This is a genomic window from Rubrivivax sp. JA1055 (assembly GCF_020966565.1).
Taxonomy (GTDB): Bacteria; Pseudomonadota; Gammaproteobacteria; order Burkholderiales; family Burkholderiaceae_C; genus Rubrivivax; species Rubrivivax benzoatilyticus.
In genome coordinates this window covers 463,004-482,420 of record NZ_JAJKFP010000002.1, presented here as the reverse complement: position 1 = coordinate 482,420, position 19,417 = coordinate 463,004, and the positions used below count along the sequence as shown (strand labels likewise).

18 protein-coding genes are annotated in these 19,417 nt (G+C 71.7%); 14 read left to right on the top strand and 4 right to left on the bottom strand.

Annotated features, from left to right (window positions below):
* Positions 1-73: 73 nt before the first annotated feature.
* Both flhC and flhD read right to left on the bottom strand, forming a co-directional pair.
* Positions 74-640, bottom strand: coding sequence for a flagellar transcriptional regulator FlhC (gene flhC / locus LOC65_RS05385; RefSeq protein ID WP_009857965.1), 567 nt, complete (start codon positions 638-640; stop codon positions 74-76).
* 111 nt (positions 641-751) lie between these two features.
* Positions 752-1,075, bottom strand: a complete 324-nt coding sequence (flhD, locus tag LOC65_RS05380; protein WP_009857964.1) for a flagellar transcriptional regulator FlhD — start codon at positions 1,073-1,075, stop codon at positions 752-754.
* A gap of 280 nt (positions 1,076-1,355) precedes the next feature.
* Between flhD and LOC65_RS05375 the strand changes: the two genes are divergently transcribed.
* The 13 genes from LOC65_RS05375 to LOC65_RS05315 are packed head-to-tail and all read left to right on the top strand — an operon-like array spanning position 1,356 to position 14,479.
* Positions 1,356-3,992, top strand: coding sequence for a hypothetical protein (locus LOC65_RS05375; protein WP_230246862.1), 2,637 nt, complete (start codon positions 1,356-1,358; stop codon positions 3,990-3,992).
* Between the two features lie 59 nt (positions 3,993-4,051).
* Positions 4,052-4,972 carry a bifunctional 2-polyprenyl-6-hydroxyphenol methylase/3-demethylubiquinol 3-O-methyltransferase UbiG gene (locus LOC65_RS05370; RefSeq protein WP_164964251.1) on the top strand — a complete coding sequence of 307 codons (921 nt, stop codon included), beginning with the start codon at positions 4,052-4,054 and terminating at the stop codon, positions 4,970-4,972.
* Between the two features lie 9 nt (positions 4,973-4,981).
* Complete coding sequence (locus tag LOC65_RS05365; protein ID WP_009857961.1) at positions 4,982-5,593, top strand: GNAT family N-acetyltransferase; 612 nt, start codon at positions 4,982-4,984, stop codon at positions 5,591-5,593.
* Between the two features lie 3 nt (positions 5,594-5,596).
* Positions 5,597-5,896 carry a hypothetical protein gene (locus LOC65_RS05360; protein ID WP_009857960.1) on the top strand — a complete coding sequence of 100 codons (300 nt, stop codon included), beginning with the start codon at positions 5,597-5,599 and terminating at the stop codon, positions 5,894-5,896.
* Between the two features lie 7 nt (positions 5,897-5,903).
* Positions 5,904-6,620, top strand: coding sequence for an SDR family NAD(P)-dependent oxidoreductase (locus tag LOC65_RS05355; RefSeq protein WP_009857959.1), 717 nt, complete (start codon positions 5,904-5,906; stop codon positions 6,618-6,620).
* 1 nt (position 6,621) lies between these two features.
* Entirely contained in the window at positions 6,622-7,320 is a 699-nt protein-coding gene (locus LOC65_RS05350) for an MBL fold metallo-hydrolase (RefSeq protein ID WP_009857958.1), read from the top strand.
* Complete coding sequence (locus LOC65_RS05345; RefSeq protein WP_009857957.1) at positions 7,317-8,348, top strand: 3-oxoacyl-ACP synthase III family protein; 1,032 nt, start codon at positions 7,317-7,319, stop codon at positions 8,346-8,348. The genes LOC65_RS05350 and LOC65_RS05345 overlap by 4 nt, the downstream gene beginning before the upstream one ends.
* Positions 8,345-9,544, top strand: coding sequence for an SDR family oxidoreductase (locus LOC65_RS05340; RefSeq protein WP_230246861.1), 1,200 nt, complete (start codon positions 8,345-8,347; stop codon positions 9,542-9,544). The genes LOC65_RS05345 and LOC65_RS05340 overlap by 4 nt, the downstream gene beginning before the upstream one ends.
* Positions 9,541-11,319, top strand: a complete 1,779-nt coding sequence (locus tag LOC65_RS05335; RefSeq protein ID WP_230246860.1) for an HAD family hydrolase — start codon at positions 9,541-9,543, stop codon at positions 11,317-11,319. The genes LOC65_RS05340 and LOC65_RS05335 overlap by 4 nt, the downstream gene beginning before the upstream one ends.
* Positions 11,316-11,558 carry an acyl carrier protein gene (locus tag LOC65_RS05330; RefSeq protein ID WP_009857954.1) on the top strand — a complete coding sequence of 81 codons (243 nt, stop codon included), beginning with the start codon at positions 11,316-11,318 and terminating at the stop codon, positions 11,556-11,558. Before LOC65_RS05335 ends, LOC65_RS05330 begins: the two co-directional genes overlap by 4 nt.
* Complete coding sequence (locus tag LOC65_RS05325) at positions 11,555-12,913, top strand: fatty acid--CoA ligase family protein (RefSeq protein ID WP_009857953.1); 1,359 nt, start codon at positions 11,555-11,557, stop codon at positions 12,911-12,913. Before LOC65_RS05330 ends, LOC65_RS05325 begins: the two co-directional genes overlap by 4 nt.
* A 31-nt stretch (positions 12,914-12,944) precedes the next feature.
* Positions 12,945-13,364 carry an FdtA/QdtA family cupin domain-containing protein gene (locus LOC65_RS05320; RefSeq protein WP_009857952.1) on the top strand — a complete coding sequence of 140 codons (420 nt, stop codon included), beginning with the start codon at positions 12,945-12,947 and terminating at the stop codon, positions 13,362-13,364.
* Complete coding sequence (locus LOC65_RS05315; RefSeq protein ID WP_230246859.1) at positions 13,361-14,479, top strand: DegT/DnrJ/EryC1/StrS aminotransferase family protein; 1,119 nt, start codon at positions 13,361-13,363, stop codon at positions 14,477-14,479. The genes LOC65_RS05320 and LOC65_RS05315 overlap by 4 nt, the downstream gene beginning before the upstream one ends.
* A 45-nt stretch (positions 14,480-14,524) precedes the next feature.
* On the opposite strand, the gene LOC65_RS05310 is transcribed toward LOC65_RS05315, so the two are convergent.
* Together LOC65_RS05310 and LOC65_RS05305 are read right to left on the bottom strand one after the other, a co-directional pair.
* On the bottom strand, positions 14,525-16,033 hold the full coding sequence (locus LOC65_RS05310; RefSeq protein WP_009857950.1) for a hypothetical protein: 1,509 nt from the start codon (positions 16,031-16,033) through the stop codon (positions 14,525-14,527).
* Positions 16,034-16,111: 78 nt separating this feature from the next.
* On the bottom strand, positions 16,112-18,046 hold the full coding sequence (locus tag LOC65_RS05305; RefSeq protein ID WP_230246858.1) for a glycosyltransferase family 41 protein: 1,935 nt from the start codon (positions 18,044-18,046) through the stop codon (positions 16,112-16,114).
* A gap of 438 nt (positions 18,047-18,484) precedes the next feature.
* Here LOC65_RS05305 and LOC65_RS05300 point away from each other — a divergent pair, with 438 nt between their 5' ends.
* Positions 18,485-19,339 carry a flagellin gene (locus tag LOC65_RS05300; protein WP_009857948.1) on the top strand — a complete coding sequence of 285 codons (855 nt, stop codon included), beginning with the start codon at positions 18,485-18,487 and terminating at the stop codon, positions 19,337-19,339.
* Positions 19,340-19,417 lie beyond the last annotated feature (78 nt).

Below are 19,417 nucleotides of genomic sequence, written 5' to 3'. Positions count from 1 at the left end.
GCAATGAAGCCGGTTGAAAGCTGTATCGGCCGCCGGCGCGCCGGCTCGAGCGGCGCCGGCGTGACGGAATGCTTCAGTGCGCCAGTTCGCCTTCGCCGTGGCAGCCGGCGAGCTGCAGGCCGCCGGCCTTGCCCTTGCCGGCGCGCGCCGGCGGGTTGCACAGGCCGCAGACGTAGTGGCGCGCGATCTCGTGCGGGTGGGTGACGTAGTGGCCGCCGCACTTGCTGCAGGCGGTCATCGTCAGCATGCCGTTGTCGACGAACTTCACCAGGCGCCAGGCGCGCGTCACCGACAGCAGCGGCTCCAGGCCCTGGGCCTGCATCTGCTCCAGGTACAGCTGGTAGGCCTTGATGACGACGTCGATCTCGTCGAGGACCGAGACCTTGTTCAGGTACTCGTGGATGTTCAGGAACAGGCTCGAATGGATGTTCGGCTGCCAGGTCATGAACCAGTCGGTGGAGAACGGCAGCTGGCCCTTGCTGGGGCTCTTGCCGGAGACCTCCTTGTACAGGCGCAGCAGGCGCTCGTAGCTCAGGTCGGTCTCGCTTTCCAGCACCTGCAGCCGCGCGCCGAGGTTGATCAGCGTGACCGCGCGCTCGATCTGCTTGGCTTCGGTCAGGATGCTCTTGTTGCGGGCCATGGTCGTTTCTCCGTTGTCTTCATCAAGCTACTGGCGCGGATCCGGCTCCGCCGGTCCGTCGCCAGGCGCCCCCCCTGGGGGGCAGCGACCGGGAGGGAGCTTGGGGGCTCGTTATGCGGCTTCTTGATGGCGCCCGGCCATCAGGATGGAGGCGTGCAGGCGCGAGACGCCGTCGTTGGCCGAGCTCTTGCCGTGGCTGGTGAGCAGGCTCCAGACGATGTCGTCGTCCATGCGGAAGCGGCACAGCAGCGTGTTGCCGCCGGCGATCTTCATCATCTGCGCCGGGGTCAGCGTGGCGATCAGCGTCGCGGTCTCCTCGCTGACGCCCAGGCGGTACAGGGCCTGCTCGCGGTCGGTGCGGATGAGGCTCTGGGCCAGCATCAGGTACGAGAGGTTGGCTTCGCGGATTTCGGCAAGGATCTGGTCGGCGTTCATCTCGGGGCTCCTGTGTGTCGGGGTGCGACGGGTGTGATACGAACTGTATGGATCGGAGATGGGCGGCAACATCGGGCTACTTCCGTCGCTTGAGTCCCGGTTTTTCCATGGGTCGTGTCAGGCAAATTCCTACAAGCCGACGGCGTGGCGTCCGGTCCGGCCCGCCGCCGCGGCGTGCAACTGAACCCGGATCACCCCGCTGCTCGACGCATTCGTGGCGCCGAACTGCCGGCAACATCGCACCATGCAATCCGACCGTTCCTCCTCTCGCGAGCCGCTGGTGTCCACGAGGCCCGTGGTGCAGCCCCCTGCCGGGCCGGTGCCGCACGCGCCGTCCGCGGAGGCGCTCGGCCTGTGCGCGGCCCGGCTGCCCGCCGGCAGCCGCCTGCTGCTGGTCGACGTCGACACCCGGCTGGCCGAGGCCTGGCAGGCCCGCCATCCCGACGGCCGCTGGCAGCGCCTGGACGCCGCGGAGATCGTGTCGGCGCCGGCCTGCGCGGCGGACCTCGTCGTGCTCGCGCTGCCGGCACAGCCGGCGGCCTGCACCGGCCTGCTGGCCGGCCTGGCGCGCCATGCGGCGCCGGGCGCGCAGCTGTTCGTGCTCGCGCCCAACGCGGCGCACTGGTCGCAGCTCGAACGCACGCTTAGCGCCGACCTCGACGACGAACGGGCGGCCGGGCCGCACCACGGCGGCGGCTGGTCGTACGCCGCGCTGTACCGGCGCCTGATGGACGAGGGCTGGATGCCCGAACTGCTCGACGCCACGCGCGACGAGCCGCCGTCGGGCGCCCTTGCCGAGGCGGTGGCGGCGCTGGCCGCCAGCCTGCGCATGCCGCCGCTCACCGCGCTGCGCAACCTCGGCCAGCGCGAGCTGCTGGTGAAAGCCGAGCGCCGCTTCGACGGCCAGCCGGTGCGCGCCGGCCGGGCGCGTTTCGCCGTCGTCGTGCCGGTCACGCGGCCGCGCCAGCTGCAGCTCAACGTGCTGCAGTCTCCGGGCCTGCGCGAGGTCGACGCCGAGGTCGTCACCTGCGAAGGTGCGGCCTCGCCGGCCGCGGCACTCGCGGCCTCCGCCGCCCGCTGCGCCGACGCCGACTGGGTGCTGCTGTGCCACCAGGACGTCTACTTCCCGAGCGGCTTCGGCGCCCGGCTGGGCGCCGTGCTCGACGCGATCCCGCCGGCCGAGCGCCGGACCACGCTGCTCGGCTTCGCCGGCATCGCCGTCAACGACAGCGCCGACGGCACTCGGCCGGCCGGCTTCGTGATCGACCGCCAGCACCGCTTCGACCACCCCGAGGGCGAGCGCGCGCTGTCGATCGACGAGCTGGCGATCGTGGTCGCGCGCGACTCGGTGCACACCATCGACCCGGCGCTGGGCTGGCACCTGTGGGCCACCGACCTGTGCCTGACGGCGGTCTGCACCCACCGCGTGTTCCCGCGCATCGTGCGGCTGCCGCTGTTCCACAACTCGCTCAACGACTACCGGCTGCCCGAGGAGTTCAAGGCCTCGGCACGGGTGCTGCGCGCCAAGCACGCCGGCTTCGGGCCGATCCCGACGCTGTGCGGGACGATCGACGCGGCGTTCTGCGGCGCCGCCGACAGCGCACCGCCCCCGCCGGCCGACGAGACCCCGGACGCGCGCGCCGAGGGCGCGAACCTGATGCTCGACGGCGTCGACCGCAAGGTCCACGAGCTGCTCGCGCGCGGCGAGGACGACGCCGCGCTGGCCCAGATCATCGCCGGCGTGCACCGGACCTACACCCGCCCCGAGTACGCCGCCGGCCCGCTGTACGTCCCGCAGCTGGACCGTCACCTGGAGACCCTGGCGGCGCGCCACGCACGCGCGCTGCCGCCCGGCCCGCGCCGCGGCACGCTGCTGATCGCGACCGAGCTGTACGAGCTCGGCGGCCACTCGCGCGTGCTGGCCGACGTGGCCCGGGTCGTCGACCACCCGCTCGTCGTCGTCACCGACCTGTTCGAGCGCACCGCGCAGGACCCGGACGCCACCGCGCGGCTGGAGCGCCAGTTCGCGCCGGCCCCCTTCGTCGTGCTGCCGCCCGGCACGCCGCTGCAGAAGGTGCAGAACCTGCAGCGCCTGATCGAGGCGATGCGGCCGGCGGCGATCGGCCACTTCGCCCACCACCAGGACCCGCTGCCCTTCGTCGCCGCGCCGCGCGCCGGCGGCCCGCGGCAGGTGCTCGTGCACCACGGCGACCACAACGCGGGGCTGGGCCACACCCTGCCCGGCCTGCGCCACGTCGACTGCTCCGGCGCGATGCAGCAGCACTGCAGCAGCCACCTCGGCGTCGAGGCCGAGCTGCTGCCGCTGTTCGTGGAAGACCTGGGGATGCGGCGCTTCGCCGCCGTCGTCGGCCCGGACTGCTCGGTCGTCACCTCGGGCCACCCGGCCAAGTTCCGGCGCGACGGGCCGCTGGCGCTGCAGGCCCTGGTCTGCGCCGCGCTGCAGGCGGTGCGGGGGAGCTTCTTCCACATCGGGCCGCTCGACGACGCCTGGATCGCGGCGGTGCGGGCGCAGCTGCGGCAGCACGGGCTCGACCCGGCGCGCTTCGTGCCGCTGGGGCTCGTGCCTTCGCTCTGGCAGACGCTGCGCGATCTCGGCGACGCCGCCGTCTACCTCGGCTCCGCGCCGACGGGCGGCGGCCGGGCGGCGATCGAGGCCCAGGGCTGCGGCTACCCGGTCGTGTTCCACGACGCGCACGACGGCCACGCCGTGCTCGGCAACACCAGCGTCTACGCCAGCCCGACGCTCGGCTGGGCGACGCTGCCCGAGCTGCAGCAGGCCATCGGCCGCGCCGTCGACGGACACGCCGAACTGAGCCGCGCGGCTCGCGCGCACTACGAGGAGAGCTACTCTCGCCCGGTGTTCGAGGCCGCCGTGCGCCGCATCTTCGGCGGCTGAGACCGGGCGCCCCGATGCGCCGGCATCGGGGCCGCCGCCGGCACAAAAGAGAGCAAACGATGCAACCAGGCTCCACGCAAGATCCCGCCCCCCTGCCCTGGCTGACACGCCTGCAGGCGCTGTTCGACCAGAAGTACAGGCTCTCGCGCACGCTCGTCGGCCGCGCGATGGACGGCTTCGGCGCCGAGTGGGCCGCCGACTTCGAGTCGGTGCTCGAGACCTTCTGCGCCGACGACGAGGCGCTGCAGGCGGCCGTCAAGGGCTACGTCGCGTTCGCGATGGACTCGATGCGCCGGCAGAAGGCCTTCGAGGCCAGCGGCGCGTATCCCGTCAAGTCCTACGCGCAGGCCGCCGACGAGGTCTACCTCAACGACGCGCACATGATGCAGGAGTACCTGCCGGGCCTGCTGCTGTCGCACTTCCTCTGGCCGCACCACTATCGGCAGCTGCGCTTCTTCGACACGGCCTTCGTGGCGCCGATGGCGCTCGGCGCGCAGCCGCGCTTCGCGGAGGTCGGCGTCGGCACGGCGCTCTACTCGCGCCGCCTCCTGTCGCGCGTGGCCCGGGCCACCGGCGCCGGCTACGACATCAGCCCGTCGTCTTGCCGCTTCGCCGAGCGCCACCTGGCGGCCGCCGGTCTGGATCAGCGCTACACGATGCACCAGCACGACGTGCTCGACGGCGGCCTCGATCCCGTGCCCTGGCTGGTCTGCGTCGAGGTGCTGGAACACCTGGAGCGCCCCGTCGAGTTCCTGCGCGCGCTGCGCGCCGGCCTCGCCCCGGGCGGCAAGGCCTTCATCACCGCCGCGCTCAACGCCGCGCACGCCGACCACATCTACCTCTACCGCAGCGGCGAGGAGGTCCTGGCGCATCTCCACGCGGCGGGCTTCGTGCTGGAGCAGTCCTTCGTCGCCACCGCCCACGCCCCCGCCTCGGCGGGTGCGCCGGTGCCGGCGGCCGCCGCCTTCGTCGTCTGCTGAACCCCGACCATGACGTCCAACGAGGAACACTGCACCCTGCACGGCGAGTTCGTCGACCTGCGCCCGCTGCGGCCCGAGGACGCCGCGCTCACCCTGGCCTGGCGCCAGGGCGAACGCGCGGCCCTGCTGCATCGCGGCGCGACGACCGTCGACGAACAGCGCCGCTGGATCGCCAGCCGCCCGGCGTCGGAGTACAACTTCGTCATCCAGACCAAGCAGCAGGTGCCGATCGGCATGCTCTCGCTCAGCGGCATCGACCCGGTGAACCGGGTCGGCGAGCCGGGCCGCTTCCTGATCGGCGACGAACAGGCCGCCGCCGGGCTGCCGGCCGCCGCCGAGGCCATGAAGCTGCTCTACGAGCTGGCCTTCGATCGGCTGCGGCTGCGCCGCGTCTGGGGCACCGTCGTGTCGGAGAACCGGCGCATGATCAAGTGGCAGACCTACCTGGGCATGGTCCAGGAGGGGCGCCTGCGCCAGCACCTGTTCATCGACGGCCGGCTGCAGGACGCGGTGGTCTTCGGCCTGCTCGAAAACGAGTACCGCGAGGTCACGCGCCCCAGGCTCGAATCGCTCATCGCAGCCGCCCGGCTGCCTCTTGCACCGTCCGTCTCTCCGGAGTGAACCATGGCCAGCCAAGCCGAAGTCATCGAACTCATCTACCGAGCCCTGCGCAGCCTGAACGAGGAGCTGGCCGCGGACAAGCGCGTCGCGCTGGCCCCGGACACGCGCCTGTTCGGCGCCGACGCCTCGCTCGACTCGCTGTCGCTGGTGTCGGTCATCGTCGACGTCGAGACGGCGGTGGCCGACGAGCTCGGCCGCACGGTCAGCCTGACCGACGACACCGCGATGAGCCAGCCGGTCTCGCCGTTCTCCAGCGTGACGACGCTGGCCGACTACATCGTCGGACAGCTGTCGCGGGGTTGATCGGGCGATGAGCGCAGGCAAATACGAGGGCCGCACCGTGCTCGTCACCGGCAGCAGCCGCGGCGTCGGCGCGCTGCTGACGCGCCACTTCCTGGACGAAGGCGCGAAGGTCGTCGGCGTGTCCCGGGGGGCCGCCACCTGCGGGCACGAGCGCTATCAGCACCGCCAGGCCGACATCGCCGACACGGACGCGGTGCAGCAGCTGTTCGCCGCGCTGCGCCGCTCGGGCACGGCGATCGACATCGTGATCAACAACGCCGCCGTGCTGACCTCGCAGTACGCGCTCGTGATGCCGGCCTCGGCCGCCCGCTCGATGGTCGAGCTGAACCTGCTCGCACCGTTCATGGTGGCCCGCGAGGCGGCGAAGATGATGCGCAAGACCAAGTGGGGGCGCATCATCAACATCAGCTCGATGGCCGTCGCCCTGGAGCCCGAGGGCGACTCGGTCTACGCGGCCTGCAAGGCCGGGCTGACGACGCTGTCCAACGTGCTCGCCCGGGAGTTGGCGGCCTTCAACGTCACCTGCAACACGCTGGGCATCACGGCGATCGAGAGCGACATGCTGCGCCAGCTGCCGCGCGACAAGATCGACGCCGTGGTGGCGCGCCTGCCGCTGCCGCGCTACGCGAGCTTCGAGGACATCGCCAACGTCGTCGATTTCTTCGCATCCGAGCGCAGCGGCTACGTCACCGCGCAGACGCTCTATCTCGGCGGGGTGCACTGAGGTGAGCATCGCCGTCGCGGTGGCGGGCTCGGCCGGCCGTGTCTGGACCCTGGCCAACGGGGTCTTCCCGTCCAACTGCTACCTGCACGCCACCGACGTGCCGGGCGAGTGCATCCTGGTCGATCCCGGCCTGGACGCAGAGCGCATCGAGCAGGCGCTGTCCGCGCTGGCGCTGACACCACGCGCCGTGGTCTGCACCCACGGCCACTTCGACCACGCCGGCTCGGCCGCCCACTTCCAGGAGCGCCACGGCTGCCCGGTCTACCTGCACGAGCGCGACCTGCGCACGCTCGGCGCGTCGAACTTCCTGCTGATGGCGTTCAGGATCCCGGCGCGCGTGCGCCAGCCACGCCCCGAGCGGGTGGACGACGGCACGCCGGCGCTGGACATCGGCGGGCTGGCCGTGCGCTGGCACCCGGTGCCCGGCCACACTCCCGGCAGCTGCGCGATCGAGATCGGCAAGGCACTGTTCACCGGCGACACCCTGTACGCGCGCGGCGTCGGCCTGGCCGGCCTGCCGGGCGAGGACGCCACGCAGCTGCGCCGGTCCGTCCGGTCGATCCTGGACGGCTTTGACGACGACACGCTGATCCTGCCCGGCCACGGGGAGTCGGCCACGCTCGGCTGGATCCGCGACCACAACGACGCGCTGCGGGGCTTCCTGGAGCCCGCGCCCTGCACGCCCGCATCCTCATCATGAACACGAGCACCAGCACGCCCGGCGGCGTCGCCATCATCGGCGTCGGCCACCACCTTGCGGACCACGTGGAGAGCAACGAGGAGCTCTGCCGCGGCCTGGACGTCAGCCCCGAGTGGATCGTCGAGAAGACCGGCATCGTGCGCCGCCATCTGGCGGCCCCGGGCGACACGGCCAGCGCCTTCGCCGGCCAGGCCGCGCGGCGCGCGCTGGCGATGGCCGGCATCGACGCATCGGAGGTGGACATCATCATCGCCTGCACCTTCTCGGGCGACTACCTCTTCCCGCCGCTGTCGGCCAAGCTGCACCAGGATCTGGGCGCCAAGGGGGCCCAGGTCTACGACCTGCAGGCCAACTGCAGCGGCGTCGTGTCCGGGCTCACGGCGGCCTCCGACCGCATGTTCCGCGACCCGTCGGTGCGCCACGCGCTGGTCGTCGGCGTCGAGCTGTGCTCGCGCTACGTCGACCGCGGCGACGTCAACACCGCGATCTACCTGAGCGACGGCGCCGGCGCCGTCGTGCTCGGCCGCTGCGACGCCGCGCACGGCATCCTGTCCTCGGCGTTCTTCACCGACAGCTCCAACTACGAGTCGGTGCGCCTGCGCGGCGGCGGCTCGAGCTTCCCGTCGCTCGGCCGCGAGCGCGACCCCTCGGTCGACGCGATGGAGATGAACGGCCTGGCGACCTGGAAGCAGGCGATCACGCACCTGCCGACGGTGATCCGCAGCGCCTGCGACAAGGCCGGCAAGAGCCCCCGGGACGTCGACTTCTTCGTCTTCCACCAGGCCAACCTGCGCCTGATCGAGTACATCGTGCGCAAGATGGGCGCCGGACTGGAGCGCACCTACACCAACGTGCAGGAGATCGGGAACACCGGCTCGGCGTCGATCGCGATCGCGCTCAGCGAGGCCGTGCACAAGGGCCTGCTGAAGCCGAACGACCTGCTGGTGCTGGCCGGCGTCGGCGCGGGCTTCAACTTCGCGGCCAGCCTCTGGCGCTGGCTGCCCCGCCACCTGGAGACGGCGTCATGAGCGCGTTCCTCGACTTCGACACGCTGAAGGTCGGCGACTGCCGGCAGCTGGTCAAGACCATCACCGAAGAGGACATCCGCCGCTTCGTCGAGCTGACCGGCGACGACAACCCGCTGCACGTCGACCGCGCGTTCGCCCGCGAGACGGCGTTCAAGGACATCGTCGTGCACGGGATGCTCGGCGCCTCGTTCATCTCGACGGTGATCGGCACCAAGCTGCCCGGCCCCGGCGCGCTGTGGGTGAGCCAGGCGATGGAGTTCCTGCTGCCGGTGCGGCTGGGCGACGAGCTGACGGTGACCTGCACGGTGCTGAAGAAGCACGAGCGCGAGCGCCTGCTGGAGCTGGAGACGCGCATCGTCAACCAGCACGGGCAGGCGGTGCTGCAGGGCCAGGGCAAGGTGAAGATGCTGCTGCAGCGCCCGGCCGCCGCGGCCGCGCGCCCGCGCGGCGAACCGAGCCGCGTCGCGCTGGTGACCGGCGGCGCTGGCGGCATCGGCGAGGCGATCTGCCGCCGCCTCGCGCAGGACGGCCACGCCGTCGTGATCAACTACCAGGGCAGCCGCGAGCGCGCGAACGCGATCGCCGCCGACATCGTCGCCGCCGGCGGCCGGGCGCTGGCGGTGCAGGCCGACGTCTCCGACGCCGCCGGCGTCGAGCACCTGCTGGCGCAGGCGCGACGCCACTACGGCACGGTCGGCGTGCTGGTCAACAACGCCTCGCCGCGCATCCAGGCCAAGGCGCTGGCCGACACCGACTGGGCCGACCTGCAGCACCACCTCGACGTGCAGGTCAAGGGTGCATTCCTGCTGAGCAAGCTCTGCGCCGCCGACATGGCCGCCGACGGCGCCGGCCGCATCGTCAACATCACCTCGCAGGTAACCGAGGGCACGCCGGCGCTGCACTGGACCGCCTACGCGGTGGCCAAGGCGGCGCTGGCGATGCTGTCGCGCAACCTGGCGGCCGAGCTCGGCCCGCGCGGCGTGACGGTCAACTGCGTCGCCCCCGGCATGACCGAGACCGGCCTGATCGGCGACATCGCCGAGAAGCAGCAGCTGATGATCGCGCGGCAGACGCCGCTGCGCCGCCTGGCCGTGCCGGAGGACGTCGCCGCGGCCGTGGCCTATCTGGTGTCCGACGACGCCCGCCACGTCACGGGGCACACCCTGGACGTCAACGGCGGCATGGTGATGTCGTGAGCGACGCCGCGGCCTTCATCGAGCTGCTGCGCACGCCCGGCACGACGCTGGCGCGAACCATCGCCGCCGTCGACGGGCTGGAGAGGCTCGAGCCCGCCCGGCGCGTCACGCGCATCGGCATCTCCTCGAACGTCAGCGCCGACCTGCTCGCGCTGTTCCTGCGCAAGCACGCGCTGCTCGCCGGCGCGCGGGCCGAGCTGCAGGTCGGCCACCACGACGACGCCCTGGGCGACGTCGAGCGCTTCGTGCAGGCCGGCGTCGAGCACATGGTGCTGCTGCCGTTCTTCGACAACCTGCTGCCCGCCTTCGAGCGCCAGATCGAGCTGCTGGAACCCGAGGCCATCGACGCCCGGGAGGCCGACCTGCGCGCCCGCCTGCGGCTGGTGTTCGAGAAGGCCGGCAGGCTCAAGCGGCTCTACGCCTGCAGCTTCGTGCGCTGCACGCCGGCCGTCGACACCGGGGCGCCGGACGCGGTGGCACGGGTGCTCGACCGGTTCAACGACATGCTGCGCCACGAGGCGGCGGCGTTCGCGAACGTGCGCGTCATCGACGCCGGCGCCGTCGTCCAGCGCATCGGCACCGCGGCCGCCTTCGACATGCGCTTCTACCTGCGCAGCACGGCGCCCTTCGCCACGCCCTTCCTCGACGAGCTGGCGCGGCGCATCGTCGCCGCGGCGCGCGGCTTCGACGCCCACTTCTACAAGGCGCTGGTGCTGGACTGCGACAACACGCTGTGGGGCGGCATCGTCGGCGAGGACCAGCTCGACGGCATCCGGCTCGACCCGCACCACTACCCCGGCCGCGTGTTCTGGCAGGCGCAGCAGACCTTCCGCGCCCTCGAGCGGCAGGGCGTGCTGCTGTGCCTGTGCAGCAAGAACAACGCGGCCGACGTCGACGAGGTGCTCGATCGCCACCCGTTCGCCGTGCTGCGCCGCGAGCACATCGCCGCGCGCCGCGTCGACTGGACCGACAAGGTCAGCAACCTGCAGTCGATCGCGCGCGAGCTCAACATCGGCCTGGACAGCATGGTGTTCGTCGACGACTCGGACTTCGAGTGCAGCGCGGTGCGCAGCGCCCTGCCCGAGCTGCGGGTGATGCAGGTGCCCAAGTCGCTGACCGACTACCCGCGCCTGCTCGACGAGCTGCGCGAGCTGTTCCTGGCCGGCGGCGTCACCGCCGAGAGCCGCTCCAAGACCGCGCAGTACCGGCAGCGCGAACAGGCCGAGGCGGCGCGCGCGGACTTCGAGACGCACGAGCAGTACCTCGCCTCGCTGGACCTGCAGGTGCGGATCTCGCGCGACGACGTGGCCAGCGTCGCCCGCATCAGCGAGCTGACGCTCAAGTCCAACCAGTTCAACCTCACCACGCCGCGGCTGTCGCCGGCGCAGGTCCGCGAACGCATCGACAGCCCGGCGTCGACGGTGTACGCGCTGGAGGTCGGCGACCGCTTCGGCAACGCCGGCCTGACCGGCGTCGTGCTGGTCTCGTGGGAGGCCGAGACGGCCCGGATCGAGGCCTTCCTGATGAGCGGCCGCGTCATCGGCCGCGGCATCGAGTTCAGCATCTGGCCGGCGCTGGCCGACGACGCGCGGCGGCGCGGCTGCCGCTTCATCGCCGCCGAGTACCGCCCGAGCGCGAAGAACGCCCAGGTGGCCGACTTCTACGACCGGCTCGGCCTGACACGGGTCGGCGAGGACGACGGCACACGCCGCTACCGCGCCGAGCTCGACCGCTTCAACCCCTCTCCCATCGACTGGATCAAGGTCTGCCCATGACAACCGAAGACACGCTGAAGAACGTGATGGCCGCCGTGCTGGGCATCGCGGCGGAGTCGATCGACGACGACACCAGCATGGACACCGTGGCGACGTGGGACTCCATCCAGCACATGAACCTGGTGCTGGCGATCGAGGAGGAGTTCGGCGTCGGCATCCCCGACGAGGACGCGGCGAACATCACCTCCTACCCGCTGATCCGGCTGGTGCTGCTCGAGCAGCTGAAGGACCGGCCGTGACGCTGGACTGGCTGCTCGAGCGCTTCGCCGGCGCGCCCGACGGGCTCGCCTTCGTGCACGAGGGCCGCTCGGTGCGCTACGGCGAGCTGCTGCGGCAGGTGGCCGCGTTCGAGCAGCGCCTGGCCCGCGAGGGCGTGCACGCCGGGCAGCGCGTCGTCGTGCTCGGCGACTACACGCCCGAGGCCTTCGCCCTGCTGCTGGCGCTGGCGCGCAACGGCAACGTCGTCATCCCGCTGACGCGCGAGTCGGTCGTCGAGCTGTCGGCCGCGCTGTCGGTCTCGGGCTGCGAGTGGATCTTCGAGTTCGCCGCCGGCGCCGTGGAGCCGACGCTGACCTGGTCGCCGGTCGAGGTCGACAACACGACGATGCGCGAGTTCATCGCCGGTGGCGCACCGGGCCTGGTGTTCTTCTCGTCGGGCTCCACCGGCCGGCCCAAGGGCATCCTGCACGACCTCGGCCGCGTGGCGGGCAAGTTCGTGAAGCCGCGCTCGCCGGTGGTGGCCGTGCCGTTCCTGATGTTCGACCACTTCGGCGGCTTCAACACCATCCTGGCCATCACCTCGAGCCTGGGCACGGTGGTCAGCGTCGCCGAGCGCAGCGTCGCCAGCGTCTGCGCGGCGATCGAGACGTACCGCGTCACGCTGCTGCCGACCACGCCCTCGTTCCTGAACCTGCTGCTGGCGGCCCGGGCGCACGAGGCCTACGACCTGTCGTCGCTGCAGCGCATCAGCTACGGCACCGAGGTCATGCCGCAGGCCACGCTGGACCGCCTGGCCCGCGCGCTGCCGAACGTCGTGCTGCAGCAGACCTACGGCCTTTCCGAGGTGGGCGTGCTGGCGTCCAAGTCGCGCGGCGACGGCTCGCTGTGGATGCGCATCGGCGGCGAGGGCTTCGAGACCAAGGTCGTCGACGGCATCCTGTGGATCCGGTCCGAGTACTCGATGGTCGGCTACCTCAACGCGGCGTCGAACTTCGACGCCGACGGCTGGTTCAACACCCAGGACAAGGTCGAGGTCGACGGCGACTACTTCCGCATCCTCGGCCGCGTGACCGACCTGATCAACGTCGGCGGACAGAAGGTCTACCCGACCGAGATCGAGGAGGTCATCATGACGCTGCCGAACATCGTCGACGTCGCCGTCTTCGCCGAGGCCAACCCGCTGCTGGGCCAGATGATCGTGGCCCGGGTGGTGCTGGCGCAGCCGGAGCCGGTGGACGGCGTGAAGAGCCGCATCCGCCAGGCCTGCCGGGCGGCGCTGGCGGCCTACAAGGTGCCGGCCAAGGTGGTGATCGCGACCGAACCGATCCACACCGCACGCCACAAGAAGAGCCGCCGGGCCGACCCGGCCCGCTGAGCGCCCCGTCGTCGCCCCACCGGGAGGACCCATGCCTCTGTCTGACTGCAAGCTGATCTCGCTGCCGAAGGTCCAGGACCCGCGCGGCAACCTGACCTTCATCGAGGGCCAGAGCCACGTCCCGTTCGAGATCAAGCGTGTCTTCTACCTCTACGACATCCCCACCGGCGAGGACCGCGGGGCGCACGCGCACAAGGAGCTGCACCAGTTCCTGATCTGCCTGTCCGGGAGTTTCGACGTCTCGCTCGACGACGGCGTGTCCAAGCAGGTGGTCCACCTCAACCGGCCCTGGATCGGCCTGCACATCCCGCCGATGATCTGGGCGTCGGAGATCAACTTCGACCCCGGTTCGGTCTGCCTGGTGCTGGCGTCGACGCCGTACAACGAGGCCGACTACTACCGCGACTACCAACAGTTCCTGGACGCGGTCCGGCGCCAGCGCACGTCATGACCAAGTTCCTCGACCTCGGCACGATCAACCTGCGCCAGCGGCAGGCGTTCCACGACGCGCTGGACCGGGTGCTGGACTCGGGCTGGTACGTGCTCGGGCAGGAAGTCGAGTCCTTCGAGCGGGAGTTCGCCGCGCTGTGCGGCGCGCGCCACTGCGTCGGCGTCGGCAACGGCCTGGACGCGCTGATCCTGGTGCTGCGCGCCTGGGGCATCGGCCCCGGCGACGAGGTGATCGTGCCGGCCAACACCTACATCGCGACCTGGCTGGCCGTGACGCACACCGGCGCGACGCCGGTCCCCGTCGAGCCGACGGCCGGCGGCTACAACCTCGACCCGGAGCTGCTGCGCCCGGCCATCACCGCCCGGACCCGCGCCATCCTCCCGGTGCACCTGTACGGCGAACCCGCCGACATGGACCCGATCATGGCGATCGCGAAGGCGCACGGACTGAAGGTGCTCGAGGACGCGGCCCAGGCCCACGGCGCGCGGCGGCAAGGCCGCCGGGTCGGCACGCTGGGCGACGCCGCGGGGTTCAGCTTCTACCCCGGCAAGAACCTCGGGGCGCTGGGCGACGGCGGGGCCGTGACGACCGACGACGACGCGCTGGCGGACCGGCTGCGCACGCTGCGCAACTACGGCTCGCGGCTCAAGTACCACAACGAGGTCGCCGGCTTCAACTCGAGGCTCGACGAGCTCCAGGCCGCCTTCCTGCGGGCCAAGCTGCCGCTGCTCGACGGCGACAACGCGCACCGCCGCGAGATCGCCGGCTGCTACCTGGACGGGCTGCGCGGACTCCCCGGCCTGGAGCTGCCCGCCGCGGCGGCCGGGACCGAGCCGGTCTGGCATCTGTTCGTCGTGCGCCATGCGCGGCGCGACGCGCTGGCGGCGCGGCTGGCCGCTGCGGGCATCGGCACGATGATCCACTACCCGGTGGCGCCGCACCTGCAGCCGGCCTACGCCCACCTGGGGCTGGCGGCCGGGCGCTTCCCGCGTTCCGAGGCCCTGCACGCGCAGGTGCTGAGCCTGCCGATCGGGCCGACGCAGGATCTGGCGCAGACCCGCGAGGTCATCGCCGTGCTGCGCCGCGCCTGCACCGAGCTCGACGCGGCGGCCTGAGCCCGGCACGGCGACCGGGGCGGCGCGAGCGCCGCCCCGCGGGGCTCACGACGACGCGGGGCCTTCGCCGGCCGCTGCGGGCGCGACCGGCTCGTCGTCCGGCAGGTGCACCCCGGCGGCCATCGTCAGCGCGACCATGCGCTCGCGCGGCGTCGTCCGGATCTTGCGCAGCACCACGCGCATGAACGCCGCCTGCTCGCGCTGGCAGGGCTGGACCCTGGCGTCCAGCCAGCTCGACGCGGCGACCTCGAAGCGGTGGTCGACCCAGCCCAGATACCAGAACCAGTCGGTGTAGTAGATCCACGAGTTCTCGTTCATCGCGCGCACGTGCGTCGGGTCCTGCCAGGCGGTCAGGGCGCGCTCGTGCGGCACCTCGATGTGGAACTCGCCGCCCTCCTTCAGCAGGCGCAGGCAGTTGCTCATCAGCGCCGGCAGGTCGCCGACGTGCTCGAGCACGTTGTTCGCGTCGATGCGATCGACGCTGTCGGCGGCCAGCACCAGCGGCCCGACGGTGGGCGAGTCGGCATGCAGCGGCAGCTCCAGCGCGCCGGACAGGTCCAGCAGCAGGTCGGGCTCGGCCCGCGCGAGCACGTCGACGTTGAGCCAGCCGGGCCGGTAGTCCTTGCCGGAGCCGATGTGGATGCGCTCCGGCGCCCAGGGCTCGGCCGGGCGGCACTCGTGGTGGGTGCCGACGAAACCCTCGGCGAAACCCAGCGCGGCGGCGTAGGCGCCCAGCGGATCGGCCGCCTCGAAACGCTGCAGCGCCGCGCGCGTGACGTCGTAGTAGGCCGGCGTCGCGAAGTCCTCGCTGAAGAACTGGACGAGCTCGTTCTCGTCCTGCAGCCAGATCACGCAGTCCTCGAAGGCCTCGTCGGGCCGGGTGTCCGGGGTGCGTTCGGAGATCACCGGCGTGCCCAGCGACAGGCAGTGGGCGACGCGGACCTGCTCGAAGCGGGCGCTGTCGTAGAAGTGGCAGTTCAGCACCGCCTTGGCCTGGCGGATGTAGTGGTCGCGCTCCTCGCCGTAGAGCGCGCTGTCGAACACCGTCACCGTCCAGCCCAGGGCCTCGATGCGGTCGATCATCGCCTTGCGGCGGTCGTTCATGCTGCCGAAGAACAGCAGGTCGATCGGCCGCTCCTCGAGCGGCAGCGGCACCGCCGGCGCGAGATAGGGCGCGTGCCAGAACGGCACCACCGGCACCTCGTCGGGAACCTGCGCGTAGGCCGCGACGTTGTCGGCGTCGTAGTCGACGACGGCGTTGGCGGCGAGCAGCTTCAGGTACTCCGGGCGCACCGAGGCGCCGCGGTCGCCGAGCTGCTCGAGGTTGACGAACACGCAGGCATGGCGGCGGCACAGCGAGGCGTCGAAGCCCAGGTGCGCACCGAAGACGAAGTTCACCGCGTCGTGGCGCAGCCGGTTCTTGGCGATGCTGACCTCGGCGCCGAGGCGGCGGAACTGCCAGCGGAAGTAGCGCGCCGGATCGAGCAGGCCCAGCGAGTGCACGTAGCCCAGCGGCTGGCAGATGCTCAGGTGAATCTTGGGAGGCAGGCTCATGGGCGCCTTTCAGGCCGGATCGGGGGCCGTTCGGAGGTCGACAGACGGGGGAAGACGAAGCCGGGCACGCGGCGCCGTTCAGCGCCGGCCCTCGGGGGCCGTCGCGGGCAGCGCCTGCGGCGGCAGGCCCTGGCGTTCGCGCTCGGCCATGCGCAGCAGCAGCGCGTCGAAGTCGGCGGCGTAGCGCGCGGTGTCGAACAGCGGCAGCGTCAGCCGCCGCTCGCGCAGGTGGCGCTGCAGCGCCTGCAGCCGCGAGCTGTCGCGGGCCAGGCCGACGGCCAGGTCCACGTAGGCGTCGCCGTCGCCGCAGACGAGCTCGTCGAGCTCGCAGGCGTGCAGCAGGCTCGCCGCCACGCGCGACGCGAAGGTCTGCCCCGGCACGGTCAGCACCGGCACGCCGGCCCACAGCGCCTCGCTGGCGGTGGTGTGGGCGTTGCAGGGCCAGGTGTCGAGGAACAGGTCGGCACACTGCAGCCGCGCGAGGTGGTCTTCGATCGACACGCGCTTGCCGAAGACCACGCGCTCGCGCGCGATGCCGCGCGCCGCCAGCTCGGCGAGCAGGTTGCGCGGCGCCTGCCCGTTCCACTCCAGCAGCCACAGCACGCTGTCGGGCACCTGCGCCAGGATGCGCGCCCACAGGTCGAGCATCGCGGGGTTGAGCTTGTAGCTCTGGTTGAAGCAGCAGAACACCGTGGCGCCCTCGGGCAGCCCTTCCTCGCGGCGCGACGGGCACGGCGGCAGGACGCGGTTGCGGTCGTTGGGCTGGTAGGACCACGGCAGCTGCGCGATCTTCTCGCTGAAGTGCGGCGCGTGCTCGAGCGGCGTCACGACGGGGTCGCCGATGACGTAGTCGATGAAGTCCGCCCCGGTGGTGCCGGGGTAGCCCAGGAAGGCCACCTGCACCGGCGCCGGGCGGTGCGCGAGGACGGCGTAGCGCGTGTCCGCGGTGTGGCCCTTGAGGTCGACCGCGATGTCCACGCCGTCGGCGTGCATGCGCTGGGCGATCTGCTGGTCGGTCATGCTGTTGACGTCGACGAAGCGGTCGCAGGCCGCGATGACGCGCGCGCGCAGTGCCGACTGGTCGTCCGGGCTGTGGGAGTAGACCAGCACCTCGAAGCGCTCGCGGTCGCAGCGCTCGAAGAACTCGGCCATCAGCACGGCGGTGGCGTGCGAGCAGATGTCGGCCGTCAGGTAGCCGACGCGCAGGCGGCCCTCGGTACGCACGCGCCGCCGCGGCAGCGGCGCAACGCCGCGCGCGTAGGTGGCCGAGCACAGGCGGGCGGCGTGCAGCTGCTCCTGCGGGCTGCAGTCCAGCGCCAGCAGCGGGAACACCGACAGCAGCTGCGGCGTGTCCAGGCCGATGCGGTTGAGCGCTTCGCGCAGCTGCGCGGTCTCCTCGGCGCGGCGGCTCCACTCGCAGGCGTTGCCGCTCTCGTGCGTCAGGATCGTCAGCGCCAGCGCGCGCACCGCGCCTTCGTCGAGCACGGCGGCGGTGCGCATGCACTCCGCGGCCTGCTCCGGCATGCGCAGCGCCTTGAACGCCAGGCCCATGCGGTAGTGCTCGAGCGCCGCATCCATCTTGAGCGACAGCGCGCGGAAATAGGCCTCGATGGCCTCGTGGTGGCGCCCGGCGCGGAACAGCGCGTAGCCGTGCGTCGAGTGATAGGCGTGGTCGCGCACGACACCGGCCGGCGCCGCGTCCAGGCAGGCCGCGGCATCGGCATAGCGGTGCAGCGCGGACAGGCACTGGGCGGCGGTCAGCGCGGTGATGGTGTCGTAGCCGCGGGTGCTCTTCGTGACCGCGTTGAAGGCCTGGATCGCGGCGTCGTTCTGGCCGAGCTGCAGCCGGGCGCGGCCCAGGTTGAGCCAGTACAGCGCGTCGCCGGGCGCCAGCCGGGCGGCGCGCTCGAACTCCTCCGCCGCACGCTGCCAGCGCCCGACCTTCACGGCGGCGGCACCGGCCTGCCAGTGCGTGCGGGCACGGTGATCTGAACCAGCTGTGGCATTTTTCATGGTCTGTCGGACTCCAAGCGCGGGCAGGCCGCGCACACCGCGACCCCGGCTGCACTGTAGGCAGACGCGCGTGGGCACCGTCGACGGATAAGCGCCGCCTTCCCGGGCCATCTCGCACGAGGGCGCGGGCCGCGACGGCACTCGCAGTGCGCGGCGCCGGCGGCGGCGGCGGCGAAGGGTTTCGCAACGACTCGCTAAAGTTTTTCCGCGGCGCTTCGATAACACCCCCAACGGGTCCGACAACGAATCCGTGGTCCGGCCAGAAGCCCGATCGACGCCTCCCGCAAGGAAGGCCACGAGAAGGGGACTGGCGTCGGGCGGTGGCCTCGAAGGCGCGAGCCGGATGAGGTCAGTGCAACACGTGACGCCCGAGGCGGCTTGCGCGAGCGGAGAGTTTCCGCCGTGCGCCCGGGTCGCCGACAGTCTTAGGAGCCCTCAATGCCTGCCACCATCAACACCAACATTGCCTCGCTGAACGCGCAGCGCAACCTGACCACCTCGCAGTCGTCGCTGGCCACCTCGATGGCCCGGCTGTCGTCCGGTCTGCGCGTCAACTCCGCGAAGGACGACGCCGCCGGCCTCGCCATCGCCGAGCGCATGAACGCCCAGATCAAGGGCATGAACGTCGCCGTGCGCAACGCCAACGACGGCATCTCCTGGGCGCAGACCGCCGAAGGCGCGCTGGCCAAGGTCGGCGACTCGCTGCAGCGCATGCGTGAACTGGCGGTGCAGTCGCGCAACGCCACCAACACGGCCAAGGACCAGGACTCCCTGCAGAAGGAATTCCTGGAGCTGCAGAACGAAGTCAAGCGCGTGCTCGGCGGCACCACCTTCAACGAGCAGAAGATCTTCGGCCAGACCTCGGACCTGACCTTCCAGGTCGGCGCCAACACCAGCGGTGACGACGTGGTGACGGTCAAGCAGGCCGCCGCCTTCAGCGCCAACGCCGACATCGGCGCGGTGACCTCCACCGCCGCCATCATCGGCACCAGCGGCTCGGTCACGAGCGCCGCGGACCTGAAGACCGTCATCGACAACATCGACAAGGCGATCAACACGGTCAACAACGAGCGCTCGATGTGGGGTGCGACGCAGAACCGCTTCGAGGCCGTGATCTCGAACCTGCAGGTCAGCATCGAGAACCAGTCGGCCGCCCGCAGCCGCATCATGGATGCCGACTTCGCCTCGGAGACGGCCAACATGAGCCGCGCGCAGATCCTGCAGCAGGCCGGCAACGCGATGGTCGCGCAGGCCAACCAGCTGCCCCAGCAGGTCCTGAGCCTGCTGCGCTGATCGCAGCCCGGGCCCGGCGCGCGTCGAAGCGGCGCGCCCCGGACACCGCCCCGCAAGCCGCGCCCACCCGGGCGCGGC

Bases quoted from the DNA above. Each gene is read 5' to 3' on its own strand.
- flhC (WP_009857965.1), bottom strand. From the start codon at position 640: ATGGCCCGCAACAAGAGCATCCTGACCGAAGCCAAGCAGATCGAGCGC.
- flhD (WP_009857964.1), bottom strand. From the start codon at position 1,075: ATGAACGCCGACCAGATCCTTGCCGAAATCCGCGAAGCCAACCTCTCG.
- LOC65_RS05370 (WP_164964251.1), top strand. From the start codon at position 4,052: ATGCAACCAGGCTCCACGCAAGATCCCGCCCCCCTGCCCTGGCTGACA.
- LOC65_RS05365 (WP_009857961.1), top strand. From the start codon at position 4,982: ATGACGTCCAACGAGGAACACTGCACCCTGCACGGCGAGTTCGTCGAC.
- LOC65_RS05360 (WP_009857960.1), top strand. From the start codon at position 5,597: ATGGCCAGCCAAGCCGAAGTCATCGAACTCATCTACCGAGCCCTGCGC.
- LOC65_RS05355 (WP_009857959.1), top strand. From the start codon at position 5,904: ATGAGCGCAGGCAAATACGAGGGCCGCACCGTGCTCGTCACCGGCAGC.
- LOC65_RS05345 (WP_009857957.1), top strand. From the start codon at position 7,317: ATGAACACGAGCACCAGCACGCCCGGCGGCGTCGCCATCATCGGCGTC.
- LOC65_RS05340 (WP_230246861.1), top strand. From the start codon at position 8,345: ATGAGCGCGTTCCTCGACTTCGACACGCTGAAGGTCGGCGACTGCCGG.
- LOC65_RS05330 (WP_009857954.1), top strand. From the start codon at position 11,316: ATGACAACCGAAGACACGCTGAAGAACGTGATGGCCGCCGTGCTGGGC.
- LOC65_RS05320 (WP_009857952.1), top strand. From the start codon at position 12,945: ATGCCTCTGTCTGACTGCAAGCTGATCTCGCTGCCGAAGGTCCAGGAC.
- LOC65_RS05315 (WP_230246859.1), top strand. From the start codon at position 13,361: ATGACCAAGTTCCTCGACCTCGGCACGATCAACCTGCGCCAGCGGCAG.
- LOC65_RS05310 (WP_009857950.1), bottom strand. From the start codon at position 16,033: ATGAGCCTGCCTCCCAAGATTCACCTGAGCATCTGCCAGCCGCTGGGC.
- LOC65_RS05305 (WP_230246858.1), bottom strand. From the start codon at position 18,046: ATGAAAAATGCCACAGCTGGTTCAGATCACCGTGCCCGCACGCACTGG.
- LOC65_RS05300 (WP_009857948.1), top strand. From the start codon at position 18,485: ATGCCTGCCACCATCAACACCAACATTGCCTCGCTGAACGCGCAGCGC.